21 protein-coding genes, 1 tRNA gene, 1 other RNA gene and 1 pseudogene are annotated in these 25,209 nt (G+C 20.9%); 8 read left to right on the top strand and 16 right to left on the bottom strand.

From position 1 onward, the window contains the following. Positions 1 to 46 precede the first annotated feature (46 nt). From FEF22_RS00725 to nusA, 7 genes are all read right to left on the bottom strand, one after another. A tRNA-Ser gene (locus FEF22_RS00725) sits at positions 47 to 138 on the bottom strand. Between the two features lie 127 nt (positions 139 to 265). Next, positions 266 to 3,562, bottom strand: a complete 3,297-nt coding sequence (locus tag FEF22_RS00720; RefSeq protein WP_138107797.1) for an ATP-binding protein — start codon at positions 3,560 to 3,562, stop codon at positions 266 to 268. A gap of 13 nt (positions 3,563 to 3,575) precedes the next feature. After that, the gene (locus tag FEF22_RS00715) at positions 3,576 to 4,196 is read right to left on the bottom strand and encodes a DUF4194 domain-containing protein (RefSeq protein ID WP_138107798.1); all 621 of its coding nucleotides are present in this window, start codon (positions 4,194 to 4,196) and stop codon (positions 3,576 to 3,578) included. 49 nt (positions 4,197 to 4,245) lie between these two features. Further along, positions 4,246 to 5,043, bottom strand: coding sequence for an HAD family hydrolase (locus FEF22_RS00710; RefSeq protein WP_246833692.1), 798 nt, complete (start codon positions 5,041 to 5,043; stop codon positions 4,246 to 4,248). A gap of 1,452 nt (positions 5,044 to 6,495) precedes the next feature. Then, on the bottom strand, positions 6,496 to 6,843 hold the full coding sequence (rbfA, locus tag FEF22_RS00705) for a 30S ribosome-binding factor RbfA (protein ID WP_246833691.1): 348 nt from the start codon (positions 6,841 to 6,843) through the stop codon (positions 6,496 to 6,498). Position 6,844: 1 nt separating this feature from the next. Continuing rightward, on the bottom strand, positions 6,845 to 8,431 hold the full coding sequence (infB, locus tag FEF22_RS00700) for a translation initiation factor IF-2 (RefSeq protein WP_425329534.1): 1,587 nt from the start codon (positions 8,429 to 8,431) through the stop codon (positions 6,845 to 6,847). A gap of 252 nt (positions 8,432 to 8,683) precedes the next feature. After that, positions 8,684 to 9,736: a transcription termination factor NusA gene (gene nusA / locus FEF22_RS00695; RefSeq protein WP_138107800.1), complete on the bottom strand. Its 1,053-nt coding sequence runs from the start codon at positions 9,734 to 9,736 to the stop codon at positions 8,684 to 8,686. Between the two features lie 1,441 nt (positions 9,737 to 11,177). Between nusA and FEF22_RS00690 the strand changes: the two genes are divergently transcribed. Together FEF22_RS00690 and pyk are read left to right on the top strand one after the other, a co-directional pair. Beyond that, on the top strand, positions 11,178 to 12,560 hold the full coding sequence (locus FEF22_RS00690; RefSeq protein WP_210352266.1) for a 2-hydroxycarboxylate transporter family protein: 1,383 nt from the start codon (positions 11,178 to 11,180) through the stop codon (positions 12,558 to 12,560). A gap of 82 nt (positions 12,561 to 12,642) precedes the next feature. Beyond that, positions 12,643 to 14,004, top strand: coding sequence for a pyruvate kinase (gene pyk, locus FEF22_RS00685; RefSeq protein ID WP_138107802.1), 1,362 nt, complete (start codon positions 12,643 to 12,645; stop codon positions 14,002 to 14,004). A gap of 54 nt (positions 14,005 to 14,058) precedes the next feature. On the opposite strand, the gene rsmG is transcribed toward pyk, so the two are convergent. The 9 genes from rsmG to FEF22_RS00640 form a co-directional block, all read right to left on the bottom strand. Beyond that, positions 14,059 to 14,691 carry a 16S rRNA (guanine(527)-N(7))-methyltransferase RsmG gene (gene rsmG / locus FEF22_RS00680; RefSeq protein WP_246833690.1) on the bottom strand — a complete coding sequence of 211 codons (633 nt, stop codon included), beginning with the start codon at positions 14,689 to 14,691 and terminating at the stop codon, positions 14,059 to 14,061. Continuing rightward, positions 14,688 to 16,541: a tRNA uridine-5-carboxymethylaminomethyl(34) synthesis enzyme MnmG gene (gene mnmG, locus FEF22_RS00675; protein ID WP_138107803.1), complete on the bottom strand. Its 1,854-nt coding sequence runs from the start codon at positions 16,539 to 16,541 to the stop codon at positions 14,688 to 14,690. Before mnmG ends, rsmG begins: the two co-directional genes overlap by 4 nt. Positions 16,542 to 16,638: 97 nt before the next feature. Further along, positions 16,639 to 16,992: a hypothetical protein gene (locus FEF22_RS00670; RefSeq protein ID WP_210352265.1), complete on the bottom strand. Its 354-nt coding sequence runs from the start codon at positions 16,990 to 16,992 to the stop codon at positions 16,639 to 16,641. 347 nt (positions 16,993 to 17,339) lie between these two features. Continuing rightward, positions 17,340 to 17,433, bottom strand: an RNA gene (ffs, locus tag FEF22_RS00665) — signal recognition particle sRNA small type. 47 nt (positions 17,434 to 17,480) lie between these two features. Then, on the bottom strand, positions 17,481 to 17,948 hold the full coding sequence (locus FEF22_RS00660) for a nucleoside deaminase (protein ID WP_246833689.1): 468 nt from the start codon (positions 17,946 to 17,948) through the stop codon (positions 17,481 to 17,483). A gap of 65 nt (positions 17,949 to 18,013) precedes the next feature. Continuing rightward, positions 18,014 to 18,595, bottom strand: a complete 582-nt coding sequence (locus tag FEF22_RS00655; RefSeq protein WP_138107806.1) for a thymidine kinase — start codon at positions 18,593 to 18,595, stop codon at positions 18,014 to 18,016. Between the two features lie 52 nt (positions 18,596 to 18,647). Beyond that, positions 18,648 to 18,911: a 50S ribosomal protein L31 gene (gene rpmE, locus FEF22_RS00650; RefSeq protein WP_138107807.1), complete on the bottom strand. Its 264-nt coding sequence runs from the start codon at positions 18,909 to 18,911 to the stop codon at positions 18,648 to 18,650. A 106-nt stretch (positions 18,912 to 19,017) separates the two neighbouring features. Further along, entirely contained in the window at positions 19,018 to 20,256 is a 1,239-nt protein-coding gene (glyA, locus tag FEF22_RS00645) for a serine hydroxymethyltransferase (protein WP_138107817.1), read from the bottom strand. Positions 20,257 to 20,768: 512 nt separating this feature from the next. Further along, on the bottom strand, positions 20,769 to 20,966 hold the full coding sequence (locus FEF22_RS00640; protein ID WP_138107808.1) for a hypothetical protein: 198 nt from the start codon (positions 20,964 to 20,966) through the stop codon (positions 20,769 to 20,771). 563 nt (positions 20,967 to 21,529) lie between these two features. On the opposite strand from FEF22_RS00640, the gene FEF22_RS00635 reads away from it, so the two are divergent. The 6 genes and pseudogenes from FEF22_RS00635 to FEF22_RS00610 form a co-directional block, all read left to right on the top strand. Continuing rightward, entirely contained in the window at positions 21,530 to 21,973 is a 444-nt protein-coding gene (locus tag FEF22_RS00635) for a hypothetical protein (RefSeq protein WP_138107809.1), read from the top strand. A 569-nt stretch (positions 21,974 to 22,542) separates the two neighbouring features. Further along, on the top strand, positions 22,543 to 22,917 hold the full coding sequence (locus FEF22_RS00630) for a hypothetical protein (protein WP_138107810.1): 375 nt from the start codon (positions 22,543 to 22,545) through the stop codon (positions 22,915 to 22,917). A 28-nt stretch (positions 22,918 to 22,945) separates the two neighbouring features. Then, entirely contained in the window at positions 22,946 to 23,341 is a 396-nt protein-coding gene (locus FEF22_RS00625; protein ID WP_138107811.1) for an SVM family protein, read from the top strand. 415 nt (positions 23,342 to 23,756) lie between these two features. After that, entirely contained in the window at positions 23,757 to 24,131 is a 375-nt protein-coding gene (locus FEF22_RS00620; protein ID WP_138107812.1) for a hypothetical protein, read from the top strand. A gap of 28 nt (positions 24,132 to 24,159) precedes the next feature. Further along, complete coding sequence (locus FEF22_RS00615; RefSeq protein ID WP_138107813.1) at positions 24,160 to 24,564, top strand: SVM family protein; 405 nt, start codon at positions 24,160 to 24,162, stop codon at positions 24,562 to 24,564. 424 nt (positions 24,565 to 24,988) lie between these two features. Further along, a pseudogene (locus FEF22_RS00610) lies at positions 24,989 to 25,209 on the top strand (effector); the annotation flags it as partial.

Raw genomic sequence — 25,209 nt, 5'->3', positions numbered from 1 at the left:
TTAAAAATGTATTTTTTTTAATAAAAATAAAATTTAATTATTATTTTGGCGGAGTAGAAGGGATTCGAACCCTTGAACCATTTTTTTGGACTACGTCCTTAGCAGGGACGCCTCTTAAGCCTACTTGAGTACTACTCCAATTAAAGAAGAAAAATTTTTTTTATATAAATTAAAAAAATAATTTTTTTATTAGGTAAATATTGTTTTAACACATTCTATTATAAACAATATAAACCTAAAAAAGAAAATTAATTTAAAAATTTCTCTAATTTATTATTTCTTTAGTAAAATCTTCAACAATAATATGATTATTATCTTTAATAATTATTAAATTAGTTTGAACAAAAGGAGAAATATTAACAATTCTTTGAGGAGGAATAGCAATAAAAAATTGAAATTTTAATTCATTAAAAAATGACATCATAGATTCTATTCTATTTTCATCCATATTATTAAAAGTCTCATCAAATAAAACTAAACATCCTTTGTTATCGGTATTTTCGACCATTAATTGTTCAAAACAAACAGCCATAATTATATAAAAAGGGACTTGAGTTTCACCACCAGATTTTTCTCGAAAAATTTTAGAAAATAAAGAAACATTATTATATCTATCTTTTATTTTGATATCGTAATATAAATAATTTCGATAATCCAAAAATTCATACATAACTGATTCATATTCAGAATCAAAAGAAATAATTTTTTGAAAAAGTTCATCTATTATAATTTCTTTATAATTTTTCAATTCTCCACTAATAGATTTTTTTTGTTGAATAAATTCATTTTCTTCCATAAAAATAGAATAATATTTTTTATATTCTGGATCTTCAGAAGCATCTATTATTATTTGATATTGATCATTACCAAAAGGTCGATCCTTCAAAATATTATTTAAATTTTTAATTTTTTGATGAGCATTTTCTATACTTTCTTTTAATTTATTAGCAAATTCTTCTTTAAAAATAATTTCAGTTTTAATTCTTAATTCTCTAGATTCTTGCTCATAATTAATTAAATTTTTAAAATTAATTAAATTATACTCTTGAACAAAAAAATCTAAATTATTTATATTAGGTTCACAATCAAATATATTATATTCCTTCACATATAATTTCATCAACATTATAATATCTAATTTTTTATTGTTTTTTTGCTTTTCTATTTCTTGAATATTGCCTTTTATATTTCTACAAATAAGTTCAAAATTATGTTTATACTGATTTAAAAAATTTTTAAATTGAACAGAAGCAGCTTCTAAATTAATAACCTCTTCTTTTTGTTTTTTATTTAATTCATCTTTCAAAACAACCAATTCTTTTTCTAAAGAAACAATTTGAGATTGGTAATTTTTTTCTTTATTTTTATTTTCTGCAATTTCTGACAAAATTTTATTTAGTTTATTATTTTCTTCAGAATAAATTATTTGCAATTGATTTAAATTATTTTCAATTGCTTTTAAATCTTTTTTATTTAATTGTTCAATTTTTTTTTTTGTTTCTTGTATTTCTTTTTTTTGAATATTTAATTTTTCGTATTTAGAAGAAAAATCATTATCTAATAAAATATTTATTTTACTATTTTTAATAAGAGAAATAAAATGTTCATTTTTTTGAAAAATATTTTTCTTCTTCATTAATTCATTTTGATAAAAACCCATTTCTTCTGTAACTTTTTTTTGGTAATCATCTTTATAATTAAATCCAATATAAGGAACAGAATATGTTTTTGGATTTAACTGTCTAGCGGTATAATTATTATAAATCATACATTGAGGTGTAATAGAATTAGAATGATTTTTTAACTTAGTAACATCTAATTCACATATAACATTAGATAATAATATTTTTGCATATTTTAATGCATTTTTATCATTAGCAGTTATTTTATAAAATAAACTATTAGCACGAGGTTCAATATCAGATATTTTTTCAACATTAACCAAACCAACATCATAAATTTTTTCTTTTAATTGATATTTTTCGTATATTTTTAAAGATTGATCAAAATAAAGAGGATCTATAATTAAATTAAATTTTCTTTTTCCTAAAAAACCTTCTATAGCGTTTCTCCATAATTCATCTTTAATTTCTATTAATTCGCATAAAGGATAAATAAAAATATCTTTTTTATAAATTTTTTTTAAATTATTTTTTATTAAAGAAATTAATTTCATAATATTTAAGTTTAAGGGATAATTCTTTATATGACTTTTAATATTATCTATTTGATAATGATTATTCATTACATTATCTTGTAAAGAATTTATTTCCTCTTTTAAATTATTTTGCTTAATATTCATTTCTATAATTTTTTTATAAAAAAAATAAGATATTTTTTTGATAGAATCTTTTAAAAACAAAAAATCCTCTTCTCTTCCGTTATCAAAAGAGAATTTATCTATAAAATGCATAATTTTTTTAATTTCATCAGTTAAAGAAAAATTATCAAATTCAAATAATTTTTTTAAGATATTATTTTCATCTTTTAAATTATTTTGGAATTTATATAATTGATTTTCAAAATCATTTAAATTTTTTTCCTTTTGAATTAAATCTTTTTGTAAAAAATATAAACTAGTTCCTGCATCATCTTGCATCTGAAAAGTTTTTAATTGTAAAATTTTATTATTTAAATTTTCTATTTTTAAGACAGTATTTTTTTGCTTTTGTAAGCAATTTTCAATAATTAATTTAACTTCTTTTTTTTTTTGTAATAAATCATTTAAAAAATTTTGTTTTTTTTCGCAAAAAATCATTTTTTCAACTAAAAAATTAATATTAATCTGATTTTCTAATAAACCTACTTCTTTATCTAAATCAATAATTTTAATTAATTTTTTTAATTTGGATTTTTCTAATTGTATTTGATTTTCAATTTTTTTCAATTGATGAACATTATTTTTTAAACTAACAACATTAATAGGATTGGATTCTAATAAAAAATCAAAAACAAAATTTTGCAAATTAAGAGACTTAAAAGATAGAGCTTTAGGTAATATTTTATTATATTTATTTATATCAATGCATAAATATTTTTGAATCCTATCTTGATACTGTTTTTTAGTATCAAAAAAATCAAAACTTTGATTAAATTGTCTTAAATAATTTCTAGTTTGTTGAAAATTATTAGGTCTATTATTGCATGAAATAAAAATTTCATCACTTATTTTAATATCATTAAAAAGATAAAATTTTTCTTTTAAAATTCCTTTATAAGGGAGTTCTAAAACGCATCCTATAATAGTAAATTTTTGTTTTATTTCATCATAAAATTCCAAAGAAATATGAGTAATAACATCGCTATTTCTTAAAAATTTTTTATTTTCGGCTCCTATTTTGCCTTTCATATAATTTTCAACAGAACGCTTTGCATTTTCATTAGCAGCTATATTAAATTTAACTCCGCTTTTGCCTCCTATTAAAACATACTGCAAAGCATCTAATAAAGTTGTTTTTCCTACACCATTTTCTCCCGAAATTAATGTATTGTTTTTAATATCTATTGTTTGAGAAACAAATAAATGCCAATTTATTAATTTTATTTTTGTTAATTTTTTCATTTATATTTATTTTTTAATTAATATTTTCCTTTTTTATTAATAATTCTTTATATTGTTGAATCATTTCCAAATCAATCAAATAAATAATAGAATTAAAAACAGTAATTATTAAATTATCTGATAAATTATTGCTATTATATTGAAAATCAATAATATTATATTTTCGTAACAACAATAAAAAATTTTTCATTCTTTCTTTTGTCAATTTTTTTATTTCTAAAAAACCAATATTATTTAGTTCTTTATAAATATCATTCAAAAAAAATTCTACTTTTTGGTTTAAAGATATTTTATCTTTTTTTTTATAAAATAATAAACTAATAACTAACAAAATTAAACTTTCTTCTTTTTTAAGTCTAAATTTATTAAAATTATGAATATTTTTAATAAAAATAACTTCATCATGTTTTTTAATTTCCAATTCAAAATCAGATAACTTAAAAAAAGAAGAAAAAAGTTCATTGTATAATATAATAAAACGATAATCGTTAGCGTCTGAATTTTTTTGAATAGTGATATAATTAGTTTGAAATAATTTATTTACAATTCTAGAAAAAATATTTTTTTCTTGTTCTTTTAAATTTTCAAAATTATTAACAAAAATATGTAATTGTTTTGTTTTTGTATCTTCCATAATAAATTTTCCTTCTTAAAAAAATATAAAAAAAAATAAATTTATTATTTTAATCAATTAAATTATTTTTTTTAAAAAAATCAAAAATACAATTTTCTTCTATATGAGGAGCTATAAAATCAGAATTTTTTTTAATTTCATCGTATTCACTATTACCCATAACTACGCTAATATCAGCTTTTGCCAACATTTCTTTATCATTACAACCATCTCCAACACAAACTAATTCATAATCTGGATATTTTTCCTTGATTTTTTTAATTCCATAATATTTATTAATATTATTCATAGTTAAATCTACATGATTTTGCCAAAAATATACATTAAAACAATTAAATTCTTTTAATAATTGTTTGATTTGATCATTATTTTGACTAAATAAATTCATAAGAAAAATTTTTTTCTTTAAATGCAATAAATTATCAATAGGTAAATCAAATTTTTTTTGCCAATATTGGATTAAAGGTAAATTAGATGTATCTCCATTATAAAATAAAGCTTCTTGATGGCTTCCTATATTTGCCACTGCAATTTTATATTTAAATAAATTAATTTTATTTAAAATATCAATAATATATTCTTTAGGAATAGGATTTTGATCAATAATTTTATCATTTTCCATAGTAAAAGAACCATTTGCTAAAACAAAATATTTAAAACAAAACAATATATCTTTTAAAACATCTAAGTTGTGATAATTTCGTCCTGTCGCTATACCCAAAATAATGTTTTTTTTATTATATAAAGACAAAATTAATTTTTTAGTTTGAGATAAAATTTTGCCTTTCTCATTGCTAAATAAAGTTTCATCAACATCAAAAAAAAATATTCTTTTTTTTATTATCAATTCCCCTCTTTCGTTTATTTTTCTTAATTAGATAAATTTTTATGCATTTTCTTTCGAAAAGGAATTAATTTTTTTTAAAATATTAAATTTTATCATAAAATGAATAACAAAAATATTATACATGAATATGTAAAAAAGTAATAAGGTATTGCATTCAACAAACAAATATTAAAAAATTTTTTAAAATAAAAAAATATTTTGTAAATTTTTTATAATAATAAAATTCAAAAATTAATAAAAAATTTTTTATATTTAATTTTTAATAATCAAAACAATTCTATTAAAAATTAAAAAATAAATGGTTTGTAATTTTATAATTAAAATAATTAAATATAAATAATTAAAAATTTTAAATTTTATTCTTTATTTTTTATAAACCAAAAAATATTTTATTTTTAATTCAATTTTAAATAATTTATAAATATCTTTATGACAAAATATTCACAAAAATATTAACTATTAAAAAAATAAATTATTAAAAATTTCTCTTTTTTAGTAAAAAATATTTTAAAAAAACAAAAAAATAAAATTTTTAAATTATTGAAACATATAATTTTTAAATATTACAATTTGAACTATTATACTATTATCTTAAATTTAAAAAAGAAAAATTATAAATTTTAATTAAAAAATGAAATTCTTTTTAAAAAGATTAAAAATTTATACTTAATTATTTCTATTTCAAAAAAACCATAAAATAACAAATAATAATATGTAAAATTTAGAAAAAGATAAATTTTTGAATATAAAATATATTAAATTAAGAATATAAATTTCATTATTTTTTTAAATTTGAATAAAATATTTTCGTATCTTTCACGAGCCAAATTTATATATAATTCCTTAAAAAGAGAATTTAAAAAAATAAAAATTATTAATTTTTTTATAATTTTTTTAATAAAAATTTATTTTTTAATAATTTTTTTTAATTTACTAATTTACTTTAATAAAATATTTTTCTGATTTAAGATTTTATCTTTTAAATTTAATAAATATCTTTTTTTTAAATACTCTTTTAATGCTCATTATTTAATAATAACTATTTTAAAATTATTATTTTTTTTTAAAAAAGTAACAAAAAAAGATGTAGAATAATAGCCTTATAAAAATAACTTTTAAAGTTTAAATAACAAAAAAATTTTAAACATTTATTTAACTTCTTTAAAAAAAAAGAAAATTTAAAATAACTTTTATATTTAAAAACAATATATCCTAAATAATAGATATTTATTTTTAGTTTTAGTTAACTCACAAAAGGAACAATAAATATCATTCCTTTTTTAACTAAAAAACTAAAAATATAATCAAGGTGTAATTATATACAACAATAAAAAAACATTTTTTTAATTTAAAAGAATTCAAATATGTGAAAATTTAGTAAAAATATTTTCTTTTTTTAATACATATTTTATGACTTACTTTTTATTAAATTTGAAATTAAATTAATAAAAACTACTTAATATTATCCAATATTTTATCAATATTTTTTCCATAAAGAAAAGATTTATCGTATTCAAAAATTAAAAAAGGTATTCTTTTCATATTGCTAATTTCTTCAGCTAATTTTTTACGAATTTTTTCCTTATTTTTTTCTAAAAGTTCAGCAACTAAAGATAAATTTGCGTCTTCATCGTTTAAAATAGTATAAAAAACAGTACAAAAAGATAAATCATTAGATAAATTCACATAAGTTAAACTAATATAACCAATTTTTTCATTATTAATCAAATTATTTACAATTTCAACTAATATTTTGTTAATTAAACTAGCTCTTCTTTTTATTTTAAGATTCATGCTCATTTTAAATTGATACTTTCTCTAATATAGACGATTCTATTATATCATCAACCATAAAATTATTAAAATTTTCTAACAATATTCCGCATTCGTGACCTTGAGTAACTTTAGAAATATTATTTTTTAAATGTTTTAAAGAAATTATTTTTCCTTTATAAATGATTTTATTGTTCCTTATAACCTTAGCTAAAGAATTATTAAAAATAATACCATCTTTTACATAACATCCTGCAATACTACTTCCTATAGAACTTATATTAAATATTTTTTTAATTTCCGCTTTTCCAGTAACTTTTTCTTCAAAAATAGGTTTTACTAAATCTTTTAATTTTTTTTCTACATCCCTAATCATTTCATAAAGAATATTATAATTTTTTATTTCAACATTAAGATTTTGAGCTATTTTTAATAAATTATTATCAATAACAGTATTAAAATTAATTAAAAAAGCATCAAAAGTTTTAGCTAAATCAATATCCTTAATAGTAACCATACCTACCAAAGTTTTAATCAAATTAACTTTAACTTCTCCGATATGTAATTTTTCTAATGTTTGTTTAATTGATTCTATACTTCCCTGAGTATCAGCCTTTAAAATTATATTTAAAAATTTATCCTTATTTTCGTCTTGCAAAGTTAAAATATTATATTCACTTTCATTAGAAGAAAAATTAGAATTTTTTTCAATTTTAGATAAATGTTTTTTATTTTCAACTATTTTACGCGCTTCTTTAGTACTTTCAACAATAAAAAATTTATCACCAACTTGAGGAACTTGCTTTAAACCGATAACTAAAGAGGGTTGAGAAGGAAAAACTTCTTTTAATTTATTTTTCAAATCATCTTCTAATGCACGAATTTTTCCGTAACTTTCTCCTACTACCAAAATATCACCAATTTTTAAAATACCTTGAGAAGAAATTAAAGTAGCAACAGGACCTTTATTTTTATCAAGACCAGCTTCTAAAACAACTCCTTCAGCTTTTTTGGTCAAATCAGTTTTTATATCCTTTATATCACTAACTAAAAAAATCATTTGTAATAATTCATTTATTCCTTGATTTTTAAGAGCTGAAATTTCAACAAAAATAGTTTTTCCACCCCATTCCTCAGAAACTAATCCTAAATTAGATAATTCTGTCATTATTGAATCTTTTTTATAATTTACTTTATCTATTTTATTCAAAACAACAATAATTTCAACATTAGCTTCTTGAGCATATTTTATAGATTCTATAGTTTGCGGCTTAATGCCATCATCTCCTGCGATAACCAAAAGACAAATATCTGTTAATTGAACACCTCTAGATCTCATTTGACAAAAAGCTTCATGACCTGGAGTATCTAAAAAAGTTACTTTTCTTTTTTTATATTTTATTTCATAAGCTCCAATATGTTGAGTAATTCCACCAAATTCCTTATCAACTAAACGAGTTTTTCTTATAGAATCTAACAAAGTAGTTTTGCCAGAATTAACATGCCCCATAATAGTAACAATAGGAGTTCTTTTTATTAAATTTAAATTGTTTTTCAAATTTTTTGAATTAATTTTATTTTTATTTTTCATATTATATTTTTTTACATTCTTGATAAATAATTTTATACAAAAATTTCTATAATTTCATTATCAATATTTTGATTAATATTAGATTATTACCAAAATTTATTAATTTGTGAATTAAAAAAATTTAGGTATTTTAAAAATAATAGATAAATAATGTACTTTATTTTTAGGATCGAAAATATAACTTTTCGTAATATTTTTATTATCATAAACTTTATTTTTATCAATCATGTATTTTTTTATTTCCTCCTTTAAAAAATAATTAAAAAAGTTACCAAATCAAATACTTTTAACACTTATATTCCATTTAGTTACTTGAGAAGCTAATTTAATGTTTTGACCTTCTTTACCTATAACTAAAGGTATTTGTTGTTCATTAACAAATACAGAAGCTAATTTATTTTTTTCATTAATAATTTCAACCTTTTGTATTTTAGCAGGTTTTAAAGCATTAGTTATTAATTCTTTAGTTTCATAACTCCAAGCAAACAAATCTATTTTTTCATCTTTAAAAACATTAATAATACTTTTTATTCTAATATTTTTTTCTCCAATACAAGAACCAATAGCATCTATTTTATTATCTTTTGATAATAAACCTACTTTCATACGAACCGAAGGGATTCTAGAAATACTTACAATTTCAATAATTCCTTGATTTATTTCAGGTATAAATTCTTTAAAAATCTCTAAAACAAAATTAATACGAATACGACTAACTAAAATTTTAGGCATTTTAGTTGTATTTTTAACTTCTACAACAAAAACTTGAATTCTCTGACCTAAATAAAAATCATCATTAGAAAGCGATTCTTTTTTAGTTAAAATTACTTGTACTTCTTTTTCTAATTCTAAAGTAAAAAAACCTTTATTAATACCAATAACCTTTGCGCTAATTAAATTATTTTCATAATTTTTAAAAAAATTATAAATATTTTCTCTTTTTTGTTTAATCAATTCTTCATTAAATTTATTTTTAAATTCTTTGCTAGCATTAAAATTAAAACTTTTAGGATCAACTTCAACATCTATTATTTGACCTAATTCTGCTTTAGGTGTAATCTTTTTTGCTTCTTCTAAGTTTATAAAATTAATTTTTTTTCCATTATTTTTTATTTCTTCATTTGAAAAATCAATAACTAAATATTGTTTATACAAAAAAAAACTATCATTTTCTTTTTTAAAAGAAACAGAACAACTTTTTACTTGACAATGTTTCTTACAACCAGCTATTAAAGCTTGAACAAAACATTTTATTATCTGTTCTTTTTCCATATCATATTCTTGAGCTAATTTATCAATATTATTGAAAAAATTTTTAGTTATTTTCATAAATTATTATGTACAAAACACTCCTTCAAAATATAACAAAATTTATTTAATTTTCTAATTAAAATATTAAAATTTAACTATATTAAATTAAAATTATTATAAAATAATTATTTTATAATAATTCTTTTTTTTCATTCACACAAAATATAATTCAAAATTTTATTTTTATTAAAAAATTATTTAAACGTTAATTATACTAAATTAATATATTAAAATATTTTAACATTATTTATAACATTTTATTCTATCACATTTATTATATAGTGTAATAGTTTAATTCTTTATTTAATTGTATATTTTTAAATAAATTAGCAAAAAGTTTAAAAATATTATAATTAACTTAAATTAAAAAAATAATATTATATTATTTTTTATTTTTTTAGTATTCTAGTATAATTAATTAGTATATTTTTAATAAAAAAGTAAAAAAATTTTACTTTTTACTTTTAATTAAAATTATTCAATTGTAAAAAAATTTAAAATTTTTTATATTAATTATATTATAAAAATTTTATTATTAAAAAAAATTATTTATTTTTTAAATTTTTTTATTATTCTTTTATATTTTTTTATTAATATGAAATTAAAAAAATATAAAAAGTTCAAAAAAAGAAAAAATAAAAAAATGAGGTTATAGTATTAATGTATTATTTTGGTGGAAGATTCAAAGTATTTGGAATAGACATAGTAGTTTTCGTATTAATATTTTTGGTATGTGTTATAAATATTTTTTATATCAACCGATAGGGCGCGAAATGATGCCTAATTATTAGTGATTTCACGTATCACGAACATAATGATAATGTGTTCCTTCATATTCTTGGCTTTTGAAACGAAAGAATCAAAAGTTACAGCAAAGAATAAAAGCGGATTGAGGAGAAATTCATATCCAATAAGATTACGCAAGAAGAATGACTCACAAGGATAACCTTTATAAAAAAAAGGCTAAATGCAATAAACGGAGTAATTATATATGCATTGAAATACTGAATAGAAATGAATTGAAACTGTTCATCAAAGTTATTTGAAATAATTTTCGGATTTTCAAAATTATCAATGTTTTTAAAAAAAACATCATAGGGTTAAAAATATAACCTAACTTTGAACCTACCTTTATATGGGATGAACTTATTCTTCATTGTTATATAGATTGAAAAATAATAAATTTTATAAATAAAGGTCTGCATACCTAAATGAGTCGCGTAGATAATTAGAGTAACTTCGATCTTCCTAAACTTCTCTCAGAGAAAAATATTCTCTGAAAAAAAACACAGAAAAGCCTGTGGAAGCAAGGAAAAAGCAGAATCATAGTAGTCGTGAGAAATTCAAAGCTTCTTTTGGAAGAAAGAAGTGCACTGACTCACAGAGGAGAAGGTTAAAAACCTTTACAAGGCGAAAGAGGAAAAATAAGTTTTTTATAAAAAACTTATTTAACCGCCGAATGCTTGGAAACTTGCTTGTTCGGTGGTGTGAGGGGCTTAGATTAATATCTAGTAAATTAGAAAAACGGTCTAATTCTATCTCGATTCCAGGCGGAATAAATAATTTATGGCATCCATTATTAACTCCTTTCTTTATAATGATGTGTTTAGGAATGACTTTTAATTTTATAGGACAAAACACACCACTTTTGAATAATTTAGGATTAGGTTTTATTTTATGTATAGTGGTACCATCTTATTTAGTTCATAAAGGTTATATAAGTTATTGGATTGCTGAATATTTTGATAAAATGTTTTTTAATAAATCAAATACCGCAGAACAAGGAATTGGAATAAATTTTTCTCAATTTTTTATAACTATAGTTATTGCAGGTAGTATTTGTGGAATAGAAACTTCATTATTAAAAAATTCTATAAAAAGATTTATTCCTTTAACATTATTAGCCGTATTGGGATCTTTTTTAATAACAGGTTGTTTGGGTTATCTTTTACATTATCGTTGCCCAGGCATTTTCGGGCATAAATCTAGAGGACCTTTTTATGATTCTATATTTTTCGTAGCTATACCTTTAACTAATGGAGGAACTAATTTAGGAATAAATGGTTTTTCTAATTCTCTTTATCATAATTACTTTAAAAAAGACTCTTCATCAATAAGAACAGCTATTATAGCTCCTTTAATATTAGCAAGAGTTTTAAGTATTTTTTTTGCAGCTTTTCTGAATCTTGCTTTGGATAATACTGAATTAAGTGGTAGAGGAAATTTAGACAAAAGTGGCTATGGTGGTTCAGGAGGAGGAAGAATGGGTTCAGACTCAATGGCAAATTTTCAAAGTATAGGTGCTGGTTTTTTAATGATTTTTACACTTTACTCTTTAGGAAATATGTTAAATTACTATATTGTGCAACAAGGAGGAATGAGATTTAGATTAGATGCTATGGTTTATGTAATAGCTGTTTTATTATTAATAAAGCTATTCGATATTTTACCACAAGAAGAACAATCACACATAAGTCAAGCTGGTAATTTTATGACTAGTATCTTCACTGCTCCTGTTTTAGCAGCATTAGGTTTAACTACAAATTTTGGAGAACTTATGAGTTGTGTTTTAGATAGAAATATTTTATTTATGGTTATTATGTCATTTTCTACAGTAATAATATCAACATTATTTTTAGCTAAGCTTTTTAATTTTTATCCATTAGAAGCCGCTTTAACAGCTGGAATTTGTTCTCATAGTATTGGAGGAACTGGTAATATTGGCGTAATGTCAGTTAGTAATAGAATAAATTTATTACCATTTGCTATGATAGCTACAAGAATTGTTGGTCCTATTGTTTTCTCATTAGCAACTTTTTCTTTTGGTTATGTTTATAGATAAAATAATTTTTAAAATCAAAAATAAAATTATGTTTTTTAAAAAATAAATAAAATAAATAAAAGGGGTTTTTATAATTTTTTTTATGAATAAAACCAAAATTATTTGCACTTTAGGTCCTGCATCTTATGAAAAAAAAATTTTAAAAAAATTAATACTTTCAGGAATGAATATTGCTAGATTTAATTTTTCACATGCAAATTATGAACAAAGTAAACTTTTAATCAAAACTATTAAAGAGTTAAATAAAGAATTAAAAACTAATGTTTCTATACTTTTAGATACAAAAGGACCAGAAATAAGAACTCATGAATTTGAAAAATTAACTCAAATAAAAAAAAATTCAATAGTTAGAATAACTTCTAAAGAAATTATTGGAAATGAAAAAATTTTTTCAGTTAATTATAAAAATTTTTTTAAAGAATTAAAAATAGGAGACTTAGTTTTTGTAGACGATGGATATCTTTCACTTAAAGTAATAGACAAAGACAAAGAAAAAAAAGAACTAATAACTAAAGCTGAAAATACTCATTCAATTACTTCACGTAGAGGAATAAATGTACCTAATGTAAATTTGAAAATGGATTTTTTATCGAAAAAAGACATTGAAGATATTAAATTCGCTGTAAAAGAAAATTATGATTTTATTGCTTCTTCTTTCACAAGAACACCAAAAGATATACAAGAAATAAAAAATATTTTAAAAGATAACAAAAACCAAATAAAAATTATTGCAAAAATAGAAAATCAATCAGGAATTAATAATTTAGATGAAATTTTAGAAATAGCAGATGGAATAATGGTAGCCAGAGGAGATTTAGGAATAGAAGTAGATGGAGAATTAGTTCCTTTTTATCAAAGTACTATAATTCAAAAATGCCTAAAAAAAGGTAAACCAGTAATAGTAGCGACACAAATGTTAGAATCAATGCAAAAAAATCCAAGACCAACTAAAGCTGAAATTTCAGATGTTTTTAACGCTGTTAAAGAAGGAACTACAGCAACAATGCTTTCAGGCGAATCTGCTTCAGGAAAATATCCTATTCAATCTGTTCAATATATGAAAAAAATAAATAATCAATCTGAAAAAACTTTAAATTATAAATATTTCTCAAATTTATATAAACCTAAAAACTTTAAAGAAGAATTGTTATTGAACGCTGTTCAACTTGCTTTAAACATCACAGCGAAAGCAATTATAGTTTATAGTTTCGAAGATGCTTTAAATATTTCTAAATTTCATCCATCAATTTGTGTTTTTGCAATTATCAAAAACGATAAACAAGCTAAAATATTAAGTTTAAATTTTGGAATAATAGCAGTTTTAGATAAAAAAGAATTAATAAATAAAATACAATTTTCTGATCAAAAAGAAAAAGAATTATTAATTTTCATAAACGAAAATAAAATTGAAATTAAAAATTTTAATAAAAATGATTTTATATAAAAAAAAAATGAAAAAAATTCATTTTTTTTTTTTTTATATTTATATAATAAAATTTTATTTTATTTTTTGAAACAATAAATTAACCCTTTTACCTAAATCCAAAGGTAATTCAAAATGAAATTTTTTTTCTAATCGAAAAGAAAAAAAATTTTTTGTTTTTTCTAAATCTTTTTCGTAAGAAGGACCTTTCATAGTTATAAAATAACCTTTTTTTTTAGTAACCTTAGAAGCTAAATTAAAAATTAATTCAAAATTACCTAAAGCTCTAGCAACAACAAAATTATATTTTTTTTTATGTTTTTCAATTCTTTCATTAAAAAGAAAAACATCACTAAGTTTTAAAATTTTAATCAGAGATTTTAAAAAAATTATTTTTTTTAAACAAGATTCAATTAAAAAAATTTTCATTTTAGGATAAAAAATTTTTAAAGGAATACTAGGAAAACCCGCTCCTGTTCCTAAATCACATAAACTTTTCTTTTTGAGAAAATCAAAACCAATAATTTTAGTCAACAATAAAGAATCATAAAAATGTTTAAAATATACATCTCTTTCTAAAATTAAAGAAGTTAAATTTATTTTTTCATTAAAATTATTCAAATGTAAATAATATAATCTAAATTTTTCTAATTGTTCATTTGTTAAATTGAATTTTTCTTTTAAAATTTTATGTTCAAACATTTTCATAACTTTGTACTTTGCAAATAAACATGAAGAATAGAAATATCAGAAGGATTAACTCCTAAAATCCTGGATGCTTGTCCTAAATTATTAGGTTTAATAATTGTTAATTTTTCTTTTGCTTCCATACATAAATTATTGATTTTAAAATAATCTATACCTGAGGGTATTTTTTTATTTTCTAAAGAAGAAATCTTTTTAACTTCTTTATAAGACTTTAAAATATAATCCTCATATTTAATTTGAATTTCTACTTGTTCTAAAACTTCTAAAGAATATTTTTTATCCAAGAAAAATTTTATAATATTGTGATTTAATTCTGTTCTTTTTAATAATTTATAAAGATTAGTATTTTCTTTAATTTCAGAAGAATTATGTTTTCTTAAGTATTCATTATTTTTTTTATTACTTTTAACAATAATTTTTTTTAATTCTTTTTTCAGTAAATCTATTTGATAAATTTTTTCTTCTAATTGACGATAAAGAACATCATCTATTAAACCCATTTCATAAGAATATTTATATAAACGTAAATGAGAATTGTCATGTCTTAATAATAAACGAAATTCTGCTCTAGAAGTTAACAAACGATAGGGTTCTTTTGCGCCTTTATTAATCAAATCATCAATTAAAACTCCAATATAAGCTTCATTTCTCTTTAAAACAAAAGTATTTTTATTTTGCATTTTTAAACTAGCATTTATGCCAGCCATTAATCCTTGACAAGCAGCTTCTTCATAACCACTAGTGCCATTAATCTGACCAGCAAAAAATAAATTTTCAATTTTTTTTGTTTCTAAACTATATTTTAATTGATTAGGATTAAAAGCATCATATTCAATAGCATAAGCATACTTAGTGATTTCTGCTTTTTCTAAAGCAGGAATAGTTTTTAAAATTTTTTTTTGAACTTCTTCAGGCATACTTGTAGATAAACCTTGTAAATACATTTCATCAGATTCTAAACTTTCTGGTTCTATAAAAAGTTGATGTTTTTCTTTATCACAAAAACGAACTATTTTATCCTCAATAGAAGGACAATAACGAGGTCCTGTTCCTTGAGAATAACCACCATACATAGAAGATTTATATAAGTTTTCTTTTATTAAATTATGAGTATCTTTGTTAGTATGCAACAAAAAACAGGGTTTTTGAATTCCCAAACTTTCAATAACAGAAGGATAACTAAAAGTTTGAAAAACAGAATCTCCAAACTGTATTGTTGTTTTTTTATAATCAATAGTATCTTTTTTAATTCTAGGAGGAGTACCTGTTTTTAAACGAATAATTTCAAAACCAAATTCTTTTTTTAATTGATAGCTAATATTATGAGTAGTAGGAGCATTATTAGGTCCTGAAATTATTCTTTTTTCACCTATTAATATATTACTAGATAAATAAGTTCCAGTAGTTAAAATAACAGTTTTACTATAAATAATTTTTCCATTTTCTAATCTAACTCCTTTAACTTTATTATCTTCTATAATAAAATTGTAAACTAATCCTTCTAATAAAGTTAAATTTGAAGCTTTTTTTAACATTTTTAAAACAACTTTTGGATATTTAATCTTATCTATCTGAGCTCTTAAACTTCTAACAGCTGGACCTTTGGAAGTATTCAACATTTTCATTTGAATTTGAGAAAAATCTGCAGCTTTACCCATTAATCCACCTAAAGCATCTATTTCTCTAACGACAACTCCTTTAGCAGGGCCTCCAATAGAAGGATTACAAGGCATAAAAGCAATTTTATTTAATTTACCCGTGATTAATAAAGTTTTGTGTTTTTTAGATAAAGTCCAAGCAGCTTCAACTCCTGCATGACCGCCACCAATAACAATACTTTCAAAAAACATTTTTTATTTCCTCTTATAATCCTTATATTTATATTTTTAATTAATAAATAAAATAAAAAAATAGAAAATAAATTTTATTTAATTGCTTATTAATTTCTTACTTATTTTTTTCTTTAATCTTTGTTAAAGGTTCAAATTCGTTTTGTCTTTTAACAATATCATCAAAAACATTTTGCCCTAAAATGTTTTTAACTTTAAAAATTAATTCATCCCATAATTTTTTTTTATAATTTAGAAATTTTTTATTTCCCCTAATTATAATGTAAAAAAAACCAAAAACCAAAAATAAAAATAACAAAATAGAAAATATTAAATAATTATATTTATCATCAATGAAAATATAATTCAAAATTAAAAAAACAAAAAACAATAAAAAAAATAAAAAAATAAAAACAAAATTTTTTAATATAATTTCAAAACGTTTTTTAAATATTTTATATAAAAATTTCATATATAAAATATTAATTTCTTTACAATATAATTTTATAAATTCATAATAATAATTTTTTTCCACAAAAACTCTATATATATTATCTTTAATACTCCAAACAATGTATTGTTTCATGCCAATAAAATGAGAATAATATTTACTTTTATCTAAATAAAAAAATTCAATTTTTTTTTCTCTATCTTTTATAAGATAAGTTTCTTCACGAAAAGGTTTCTCCTCGACAGAATCAAAAATAAAAGGAAAAAGTTCAATTTTATTTTTTTTTTTTTAAAAAATTTTAACAAAAAATTCATAATTTTTACAACTTTACTTTTTTTATTTTATAAAATATATATTTTTTTAAAACCTTTTTTCAACCATTATTCACATAAAAGAGAAACTTATGGCTGCTCCAATAAAGTTCTGACCAGATTCATTTTTTTTATTGAATAATGGTTGAAAAAAGGTTTTAAAATATTATATATTATGTTTAAAAAAATATTCAAAAATTATTTTTTTTTCTTTTCCCTAACAAAAGAGAAAAATTTTTTTAAAATTAATTCACTTTCATCCGATAACAAACCTGATTTTACAGATATATTTCTTAAATAAGGAATATTTGAAAAAGAAAAATAAACATTAGATAAAAAACCTAATTTAAAATTAGATGTTCCGAAATATAATTTTCTAATACGAGTTTGTATTAAAGCTCCTAAACACATAACACATGGTTCTAAAGTAGTATAAATTATAATATTTTCAAAACTATAATTTTTTTTTTTTTGATTTATTTTTTGTAAAACTAAAAATTCAGCATGAGCAAAAAATAATTTACTTTTTTTTGTATTATTATGAGCTCTAGCGATTATATTATCATTCAAAACAGCGATAGCACCAACAGGAACTTCTCCTTTGAAAAAAGCTTTTTTAGCTTCTTTAATTGCTTCTTCCATAAAAAAAAAATGCTTTTTATTCATACTATACATTATATATTATTTTAATATTTAAAAATTAATTTTTTAAACTTTAAAAAAATATTTTTTTAAAATTTAAAAAATTTATGACACTTTTTGCAACGAGGTTCGTGAAAATTATTACCACCAATTAAAATAATAGTTTCATTATTTTTAGGAATTTTACCATCAACAATTCTCTGAGTTCTAGAAGCTTCTTCACCGCAAACAGCACAACAAGACTTTAATTTAGTAACTTTATCAGATATAGATAATAAATATTGCATAGAACCAAAAGGTCTTCCACAAAAATCCAAATCCAAACCACCAATAATAATATTAATTCCTTGATAAGACAAATCATTCAAAATTTTTTCAATTTTATTATCAAAAAACTGAGCCTCATCTAAAACCAAATATTCTGTTTTTTTATTAACAAAATTTAAAATTTCTAAGCTTTCTTTAATAATTAGAGAAGGAAAAGTTTTAAAATTATGAGTTATTAATTCATTTTCAACAGAATAACGATTATCTATTTGAGGTTTAAAAACCAAAAAACTAAAACCAGATAATTTTAAAAATTCAATTCTTTTAATTAATTCTGTTGTTTTTCCTGCAAACATAGGTCCACATATTACTTCAACAAAACCTTTTTTTACCGATGAAAACATTTTTTTTATTAAACAAAAACCTTCCTAATTTAAATTATATTATTAATATTTTTTATTTTTTTTCTTTATTTTTTTCAACAGATTTTTCAACAGATTTTTCAACAGATTTTTCACCAGAATTATAACGTTTATAAAACTTATCTATTTGACCAGCTACAGTTACAAAATCTTGAGATCCTGTATAAAAAGAATGACAATTAGAACAAGTTTCTATTTTTATTTTTTTAACAGTAGTACCGATTTGATATTTTTTATTGCAAGTAACACAAGTAACTTCTATATCAAAAAAATCTGGTTGTTTTTTATTTTTTTTCATAAAATAATTCCTTTTTATTTATTTTTTATTTTTACACTAAAATAATTTTATCATTTAAATTTGAAAATAAAAAATGAAAATTAAAAAATTATAAATTTTTTCAAACTTAAGAAAACTTTTTAGTTAACAAAATTACTTTTTTAGCAATATTTGCTAAAATTTTATCATTTTTATAATTATTTAAAGCATCATCTATAAAATGAGCAACTTGAATAAACTCTTTTTCTTTAAAACCTCTTTGTGTCATTGCAGGAGTTCCTATTCTAATTCCACTAGTTAAAAACATTTTTTCTTTATCAAAAGGAATGGCATTCATATTAACAGTAATATTAACCTTATACAAAATTTCAGCAGCTTTTTTACCATTAAGAGAAGGGAATTTATGTTTAATATCTATCATTATTAAATGATTTTCGCTAATACCACTAATTATACGATGTCCTAATTTATTAAGAGTATAAGATAAAATTTTAGAGTTTTTAATTACATTTTCTTGATAAATTTTAAATTTTGGATTTAAAGCTTCTTCAAAAGCAATAGCTTTAGCAGCTATAACATGCATTAGGGGACCGCCTTGAATTCCTGGAAAAACACTTTTATTTATTTTATTCATAATTTCTTCATTATTACTTAAAATAATTCCTCCCCTAGGACCTCTAAGAGTTTTATGCGTAGTAGAAGTAACAACATCAGCTTTAGCTAAAAAAGGAGAAGGATGTAAACCACAAGCAACTAATCCAGAAATATGAGCCATATCTACCATAAAATAAGCACCAACTTCATCAGCTATCTCTCTAAAAATACTAAAATCAATAATACGAGAGTAAGAAGAAGCTCCAGCGATAATTAATTTAGGTTTTAATTCTTTAGCTTTCTTTCTTACTTCTTCATAATCAATAACTTCTGTTTTAGGATCAACATTATAACTATAAGATTCGAAAAAAATACCTGAAAAACTAATTTTAGTTCCATGAGTTAAATGACCACCAGATTTTAAAGACATTCCTAAAATAATATCATTCGGTTTCAATAATGCCTGAAAAACAGCCATATTAGCTTGCGAACCTGAATGAGGTTGAACATTAACATATTTAACATTAAATAAAATTTTAGCTTTTTCAATAGCTATTTTTTCTATTTTATCTATATATTCACATCCTTGGTAATATCTATTTTGGGGATATCCTTCGGCATACTTATTAGTTAATTCACTACCTTGAGCTTCTAAAATAGAAGGTGAAACAAAATTTTCAGAAGCAATTAGATTTAAATATTTTTTTTGTCTCTCTTTTTCCAATTTAATTAATTGATATATTTCATAATGATTATTTCTGATATTTTCCATATTTTCCTCTTTTTTATTTAAAAAAATTTCTTTCATTAAAATTAAACATTAAAAAAATATTTTGTTTAATATTTTTTTAATTTAATATTTAATTTTTTTAAATAAAAGAGAAAAAAATAAATAATTAATACAAATTAATATAATTATAAAGCAAAAAAATATTATTTTATTAATAATTTTAATACATAAAAATATTCATTAATTATTATTGAAAAAATTGATAATAACAATATAACTATATAACCAATAACAATAATAAAGAATAAAAAAAAATTTTTTATTTTTTTGAAAAACGAAAAAAGAAAATGTTGAAGAAAAAATTCCTTTGCAGATAAAGCAAATCAAGTCTTCTCACATAGTAAAAAACTTAAGTTAGGGATTTCTATGAACTCACTTCATTTAAGTCATTATGAAGCTTTTCAAATTAAGAAAATAGGCGGCGGCCAAAAATTGTTTTCACGACTCACCAAAAGTGGAATAAGTAGTGAATTAAAAAAGTTATTCCACGAAAATTAAAAAAGTTTTTTAAAATATAACACAACACTTGAAAAAATCATTTCCGTAAATCCAAAGAGAACAATACATAAGCTTCCTAAGCTGGTAAGCATTTTTTTGAGAATTGAAAAATCTACGTTTTTTAATTGTAAAAGATTTTTATATTGGTCTTTCACAAAAGAAAAAATAGTATTAAATAATTCAATTAAAATCATTTTTTATACATCCTTTATCGATATTTTCTATATAACTTAGGCTAAAAGTTTATATAGATTTTTTTATTTATTTCATATTTTTTTTATAAACAAAAGATAAAAGTCACAGACAAACATCAGTGTAATACCTATAACTTAGTGGTTATAAAAAAACCAAATAAAAAAGTCATAGACACCCACTTCAAGATAAATGTCTATGACCTTTTAATTATACTGAATGTGTTTTTCTTTGTAAAAGATATATTAAGTTTTGTTTTTCGTTTCATCTATATTTTTTGTTTTTTGTATAAAACATCTTTAAAATAATTTCTTTTCCTTTTAATTGTTTAGCACAATTATTAAGAAAAAAAGAACAAATTATTACAGAAATAATTATAGAAAATATAATTATAATTACTCTCAATCATATTATAAGAAAAATAATTATAGAAATAAATTTTTTAAGCCAAATTCTTATAATAAATTATTAAAAAAATTACTCAGATTCAAATAGAAAATATCAATCTTTTTGGCGTTGGTATTTTTGGAATAAAAGAAATAGAAAATATTAAGGAGAAATTTATATGAAAAACAAAAAATATTTTCGTATTTTTTTTATTCTGTTTTTAATGTTTATTCTGTTTATTTTATTTTTCTTTTTATCCTATTGTTTTTTGAAAATATCACCTCATACATCTTCTGTCAAAGAGGTTTATTCTTCAGTTACTCAACCAGTAACTGAAGTCAAACCAGAAACAGAAAATAATAGGGTTGAAAAGATAACTCTTAAAGATATTTATGAATCGGCTTTTTCTACGGATGAAGACGAAGAAACTAAAGCTCGAACTTTTATAGATTTAATTGAAATGAATTTACGAGGAGGAGCTATTGATATTGCTGATATTAGTGAATTATCAGAAGAGATACCTGAGTTAACTTATAAACCAATCAAAAAATATATCCACACAACAAAAAAACAAACCCTTAAAGACAAAATCACTCAATTAAAAAAATTATTCCAACAATAAGAAAAGGAATATCAAACCATTATCTCTCAAAAAAGATAAAGAAATAACTTAGCTAAACCAAATCATTAACCAACAAACTGAAGAAATTAATCACTTAAGTGAGGAATTAGAACAACAAATTGATAAATAGGTTCAATAAGTTCTGAATATTAAAGTTCTCGAATGAACAATCAAAGCTTTAGAAAATGCTTCTAGAAGATAAATTGAAGAAAACAACGAAATCCGTCATGAAATAGAAATTATCAGAGAAAAACTAAGAACCGAGAAGATCACGATAAAACTAAAAAAAAGTTGGAAACGCGTAATAATGAATTAACACCCAAAAAAACAGAATACCGACAAATTAAATTAAAGAAATCATAGAAAACCAAAAAACCTGGAAATGCTCTTGCCAACCATTCATCAATAAAATAAGTAATGACATAGATGATAAAGTTAAATCTGTAATAAGTTAGAAACGTAAATGGATGGTTTTAAGTTTGATTAAAAAGTTAGATATGTTAGAATTTTTGTATCATTAAAAATTTTTCCAAAGGAATTCAAAGGAATTAATAAAGGAATTAATAACCATGATCAAAATTAAAAAAATAATTAAACGGTTTTTTATTATTTTAGGATTATTAGTTTTTTTATTGATTATATTTTTCGTTTTAACGGCAATGAAAATCATTAAATTACTAAAAGAGGAAATCCCTATTTTAAAAGAAACTAAATTTGAAAAAATTGATGAATGGTATGACGATAATAAAAAATGCACAATGATTAAAGCCAAATACACCTTTGATGGTCTTAACGGGGTTGGTTATTATCAACAACAAAAACTAAACATCTTCCATCTCCACTTTAACCCTGTCCATAAAACTTTATCCATCTTCAAAGATAAACATAACTATGGTAAAATCCAAGAAGCCGAAAATAAAAAACGCCAATCTAATGATTGGTAGATAAAAAAAATTAAAGGAGAATTTATTAATGTTTAAAGTAAAAAAGCAATTTAGTAGCATAATTTATATTTGTTTAATAAGTTTTATAGTATTATTATTTATAATTAATAATGATAAAGTTATGGCAATGAATAAAAATAACTATGAAAGAATAAACGATAAAGGGAAACAAATTTCCAATAATGAATCTAGTGATGATAGTGATGCAGAAGTTAATGATTTTTTTCATTTATTTAAATTATTAAATCAATTATTAAAAAAAACAAAAAAAAAATTTAATAAAATAAAAGAAAAAAATTCTCTTTTTGAAGAAGCTTCTGCCGAAGATATAGAAGCAGCACATATTTTATTAGATATTAAAAACAGTGACAAAAAACCAAAAAAATTAAATTTAGATTTAAACGATATTCCAAAAGAAAACTAATTATAAATAAACCCTAATCATCCAAATAACCCCCTAAATAGAAAAAAACACCTAAGAAACTAAAATAAAATTAAATATACACATAAATTAGACTCTCTACAAGGGTCTTTTTTTTATTTTAAAACGAAAGGAAATCAAATCAATATTTTCTAAAAACACGTTGGAAACGCGTAATAATGAATTAATACCCAAAAAAACAGAATACCGACAAATTAAATTAAAGAAATCATAGAAAACCAAACAACCTGGAAATGCTCTTGCCAACCATTCATCAATAAAATAAATAATGACATAGATGATAAAATAAATCTTTAATAAGTTGGAACCATAAATGGATGGTTTTAATTTTAATTAAAAAATTAGATATGTTAAAATGTTTGTATCATTAAAAATTTTTCCAAAGGAATTAATAACCATGATCAAAATTAAAAAAATAATTAAACAGTTTTTTATTATTTTAGGATTATTAGTTTTTTTATTGATTAGATTTTTCGTTTTAACGGCAATGAAAATCATTAAATTACTAAAAGAGGAAATCCCTATTTTAAAAGAAACTAAATTTGAAAAAATTGATGAATGGTATGACGATAATAAAAAATGCACAATGATTAAAGCCAAATACACCTTTGATGATCTTAACAGGGTTGGTTATTATCAACAACAAAAACTAAACATCTTCCATCTCCACTTTAACCCTGTGCATAAAACTTTATCCATCTTCAAGGATAAACATAACTATGACAAAATCCAAGAAGCCGAAAATAAAAAACGCCAATCTAATGATTGGTAGATAAAAAAAATTAAAGGAGAATTTATTAATGTTTAAAGTAAAAAAGCAATTTAGTAGCATAATTTATATTTGTTTAATAAGTTTTATAGGATTATTATTTATAATTAATAATAATAAAGTTATGGCAATGAATAAAAATAACTCTGAAATAAAAATAAGAAAAAATAAAGGGAAACAAATTGCCAATAATGTACCTATTACTAAAGAAGTTGATGAATTTTTTCAATTATTACAAAAAGCAAAAAAAAATATTCAACAAATAAGAGAAAACAATCCTTTTTTACACAAAGCTTCTGTCGAAGAAATAGAAGAACATATTTCATTAAGTATTAAACGAGAATCTGAATACATTAAAAAAAGTATCAAAAATCGAAAAAAAATAGATTTAGAAGATTTAGATTTCAACACTATTCCAAAAGAAAAACAATTATAAATAAACCCTAATCATCCAAATAACCCCCTAAATAGAAAAAACAACACCCAAGAAGATAAAATAAAATTAAATATATTCATAAATTAGACTCTCTACAAGGGTCTTTTTTTTATTTTAAAACGAAAGGAAATCAAATCAATTTTTCTAAAAAAACGTTGGAAAACACATAATAATAAATTAACACCCAAAAAAACAGAATACCGACAAATTAAATTAAAGAAATCATAGAAAACCAAACAACCTGGAAATGATCTTGCCAACCATTCATCAATAAAAATAAGTAATGACATAGATGATAAAATAAATCTTTAATAAGTTTGAACCATAAATGGATGGTTTTAATTTTAATTAAAAAATTAGATATGTTAAAATGTTTGTATCATTAAAAATTTTTCCAAAGGAATTAATAAAGGAATTAATAACCATGATCAAAATTAAAAAAATAATTAAACGGTTTTTTATTATTTTAGGATTATTAGTTTTTTTATTGATTATATTTTTCGTTTTAACGGCAATGAAAATCATTAAATTACTAAAAGAGGAAATCCCTATTTTAAAAGAAACTAAATTTGAAAAAATTGATGAATGGTATGACGATAATAAAAAATGCACAATGATTAAAGCCAAATACACCTTTGATGGTCT

It is taken from the genome of Texas Phoenix palm phytoplasma, from assembly GCF_005774685.2.
GTDB lineage: Bacteria > Bacillota_I > Bacilli_A > Acholeplasmatales > Acholeplasmataceae > Phytoplasma.
This window is presented reverse-complemented; position numbering and strand designations above follow the sequence as displayed.

Bases quoted from the DNA above. Each gene is read 5' to 3' on its own strand.
- FEF22_RS00635 (WP_138107809.1), top strand. From the start codon at position 21,530: ATGAAAAACAAAAAATATTTTCGTATTTTTTTTATTCTGTTTTTAATG.
- FEF22_RS00715 (WP_138107798.1), bottom strand. From the start codon at position 4,196: ATGGAAGATACAAAAACAAAACAATTACATATTTTTGTTAATAATTTT.
- FEF22_RS00625 (WP_138107811.1), top strand. From the start codon at position 22,946: ATGTTTAAAGTAAAAAAGCAATTTAGTAGCATAATTTATATTTGTTTA.
- FEF22_RS00620 (WP_138107812.1), top strand. From the start codon at position 23,757: ATGATCAAAATTAAAAAAATAATTAAACAGTTTTTTATTATTTTAGGA.
- nusA (WP_138107800.1), bottom strand. From the start codon at position 9,736: ATGAAAATAACTAAAAATTTTTTCAATAATATTGATAAATTAGCTCAA.
- rbfA (WP_246833691.1), bottom strand. From the start codon at position 6,843: ATGAGCATGAATCTTAAAATAAAAAGAAGAGCTAGTTTAATTAACAAA.
- mnmG (WP_138107803.1), bottom strand. From the start codon at position 16,541: ATGTTTTTTGAAAGTATTGTTATTGGTGGCGGTCATGCAGGAGTTGAA.
- glyA (WP_138107817.1), bottom strand. From the start codon at position 20,256: ATGGAAAATATCAGAAATAATCATTATGAAATATATCAATTAATTAAA.
- FEF22_RS00630 (WP_138107810.1), top strand. From the start codon at position 22,543: ATGATCAAAATTAAAAAAATAATTAAACGGTTTTTTATTATTTTAGGA.
- FEF22_RS00655 (WP_138107806.1), bottom strand. From the start codon at position 18,595: ATGTTTTCATCGGTAAAAAAAGGTTTTGTTGAAGTAATATGTGGACCT.
- FEF22_RS00640 (WP_138107808.1), bottom strand. From the start codon at position 20,966: ATGATTTTAATTGAATTATTTAATACTATTTTTTCTTTTGTGAAAGAC.
- FEF22_RS00670 (WP_210352265.1), bottom strand. From the start codon at position 16,992: ATGAAATTTTTATATAAAATATTTAAAAAACGTTTTGAAATTATATTA.
- rpmE (WP_138107807.1), bottom strand. From the start codon at position 18,911: ATGAAAAAAAATAAAAAACAACCAGATTTTTTTGATATAGAAGTTACT.
- FEF22_RS00615 (WP_138107813.1), top strand. From the start codon at position 24,160: ATGTTTAAAGTAAAAAAGCAATTTAGTAGCATAATTTATATTTGTTTA.
- FEF22_RS00690 (WP_210352266.1), top strand. From the start codon at position 11,178: ATGCTTGGAAACTTGCTTGTTCGGTGGTGTGAGGGGCTTAGATTAATA.
- FEF22_RS00660 (WP_246833689.1), bottom strand. From the start codon at position 17,948: ATGAATAAAAAGCATTTTTTTTTTATGGAAGAAGCAATTAAAGAAGCT.
- FEF22_RS00720 (WP_138107797.1), bottom strand. From the start codon at position 3,562: ATGAAAAAATTAACAAAAATAAAATTAATAAATTGGCATTTATTTGTT.
- rsmG (WP_246833690.1), bottom strand. From the start codon at position 14,691: ATGAAAATGTTTGAACATAAAATTTTAAAAGAAAAATTCAATTTAACA.
- pyk (WP_138107802.1), top strand. From the start codon at position 12,643: ATGAATAAAACCAAAATTATTTGCACTTTAGGTCCTGCATCTTATGAA.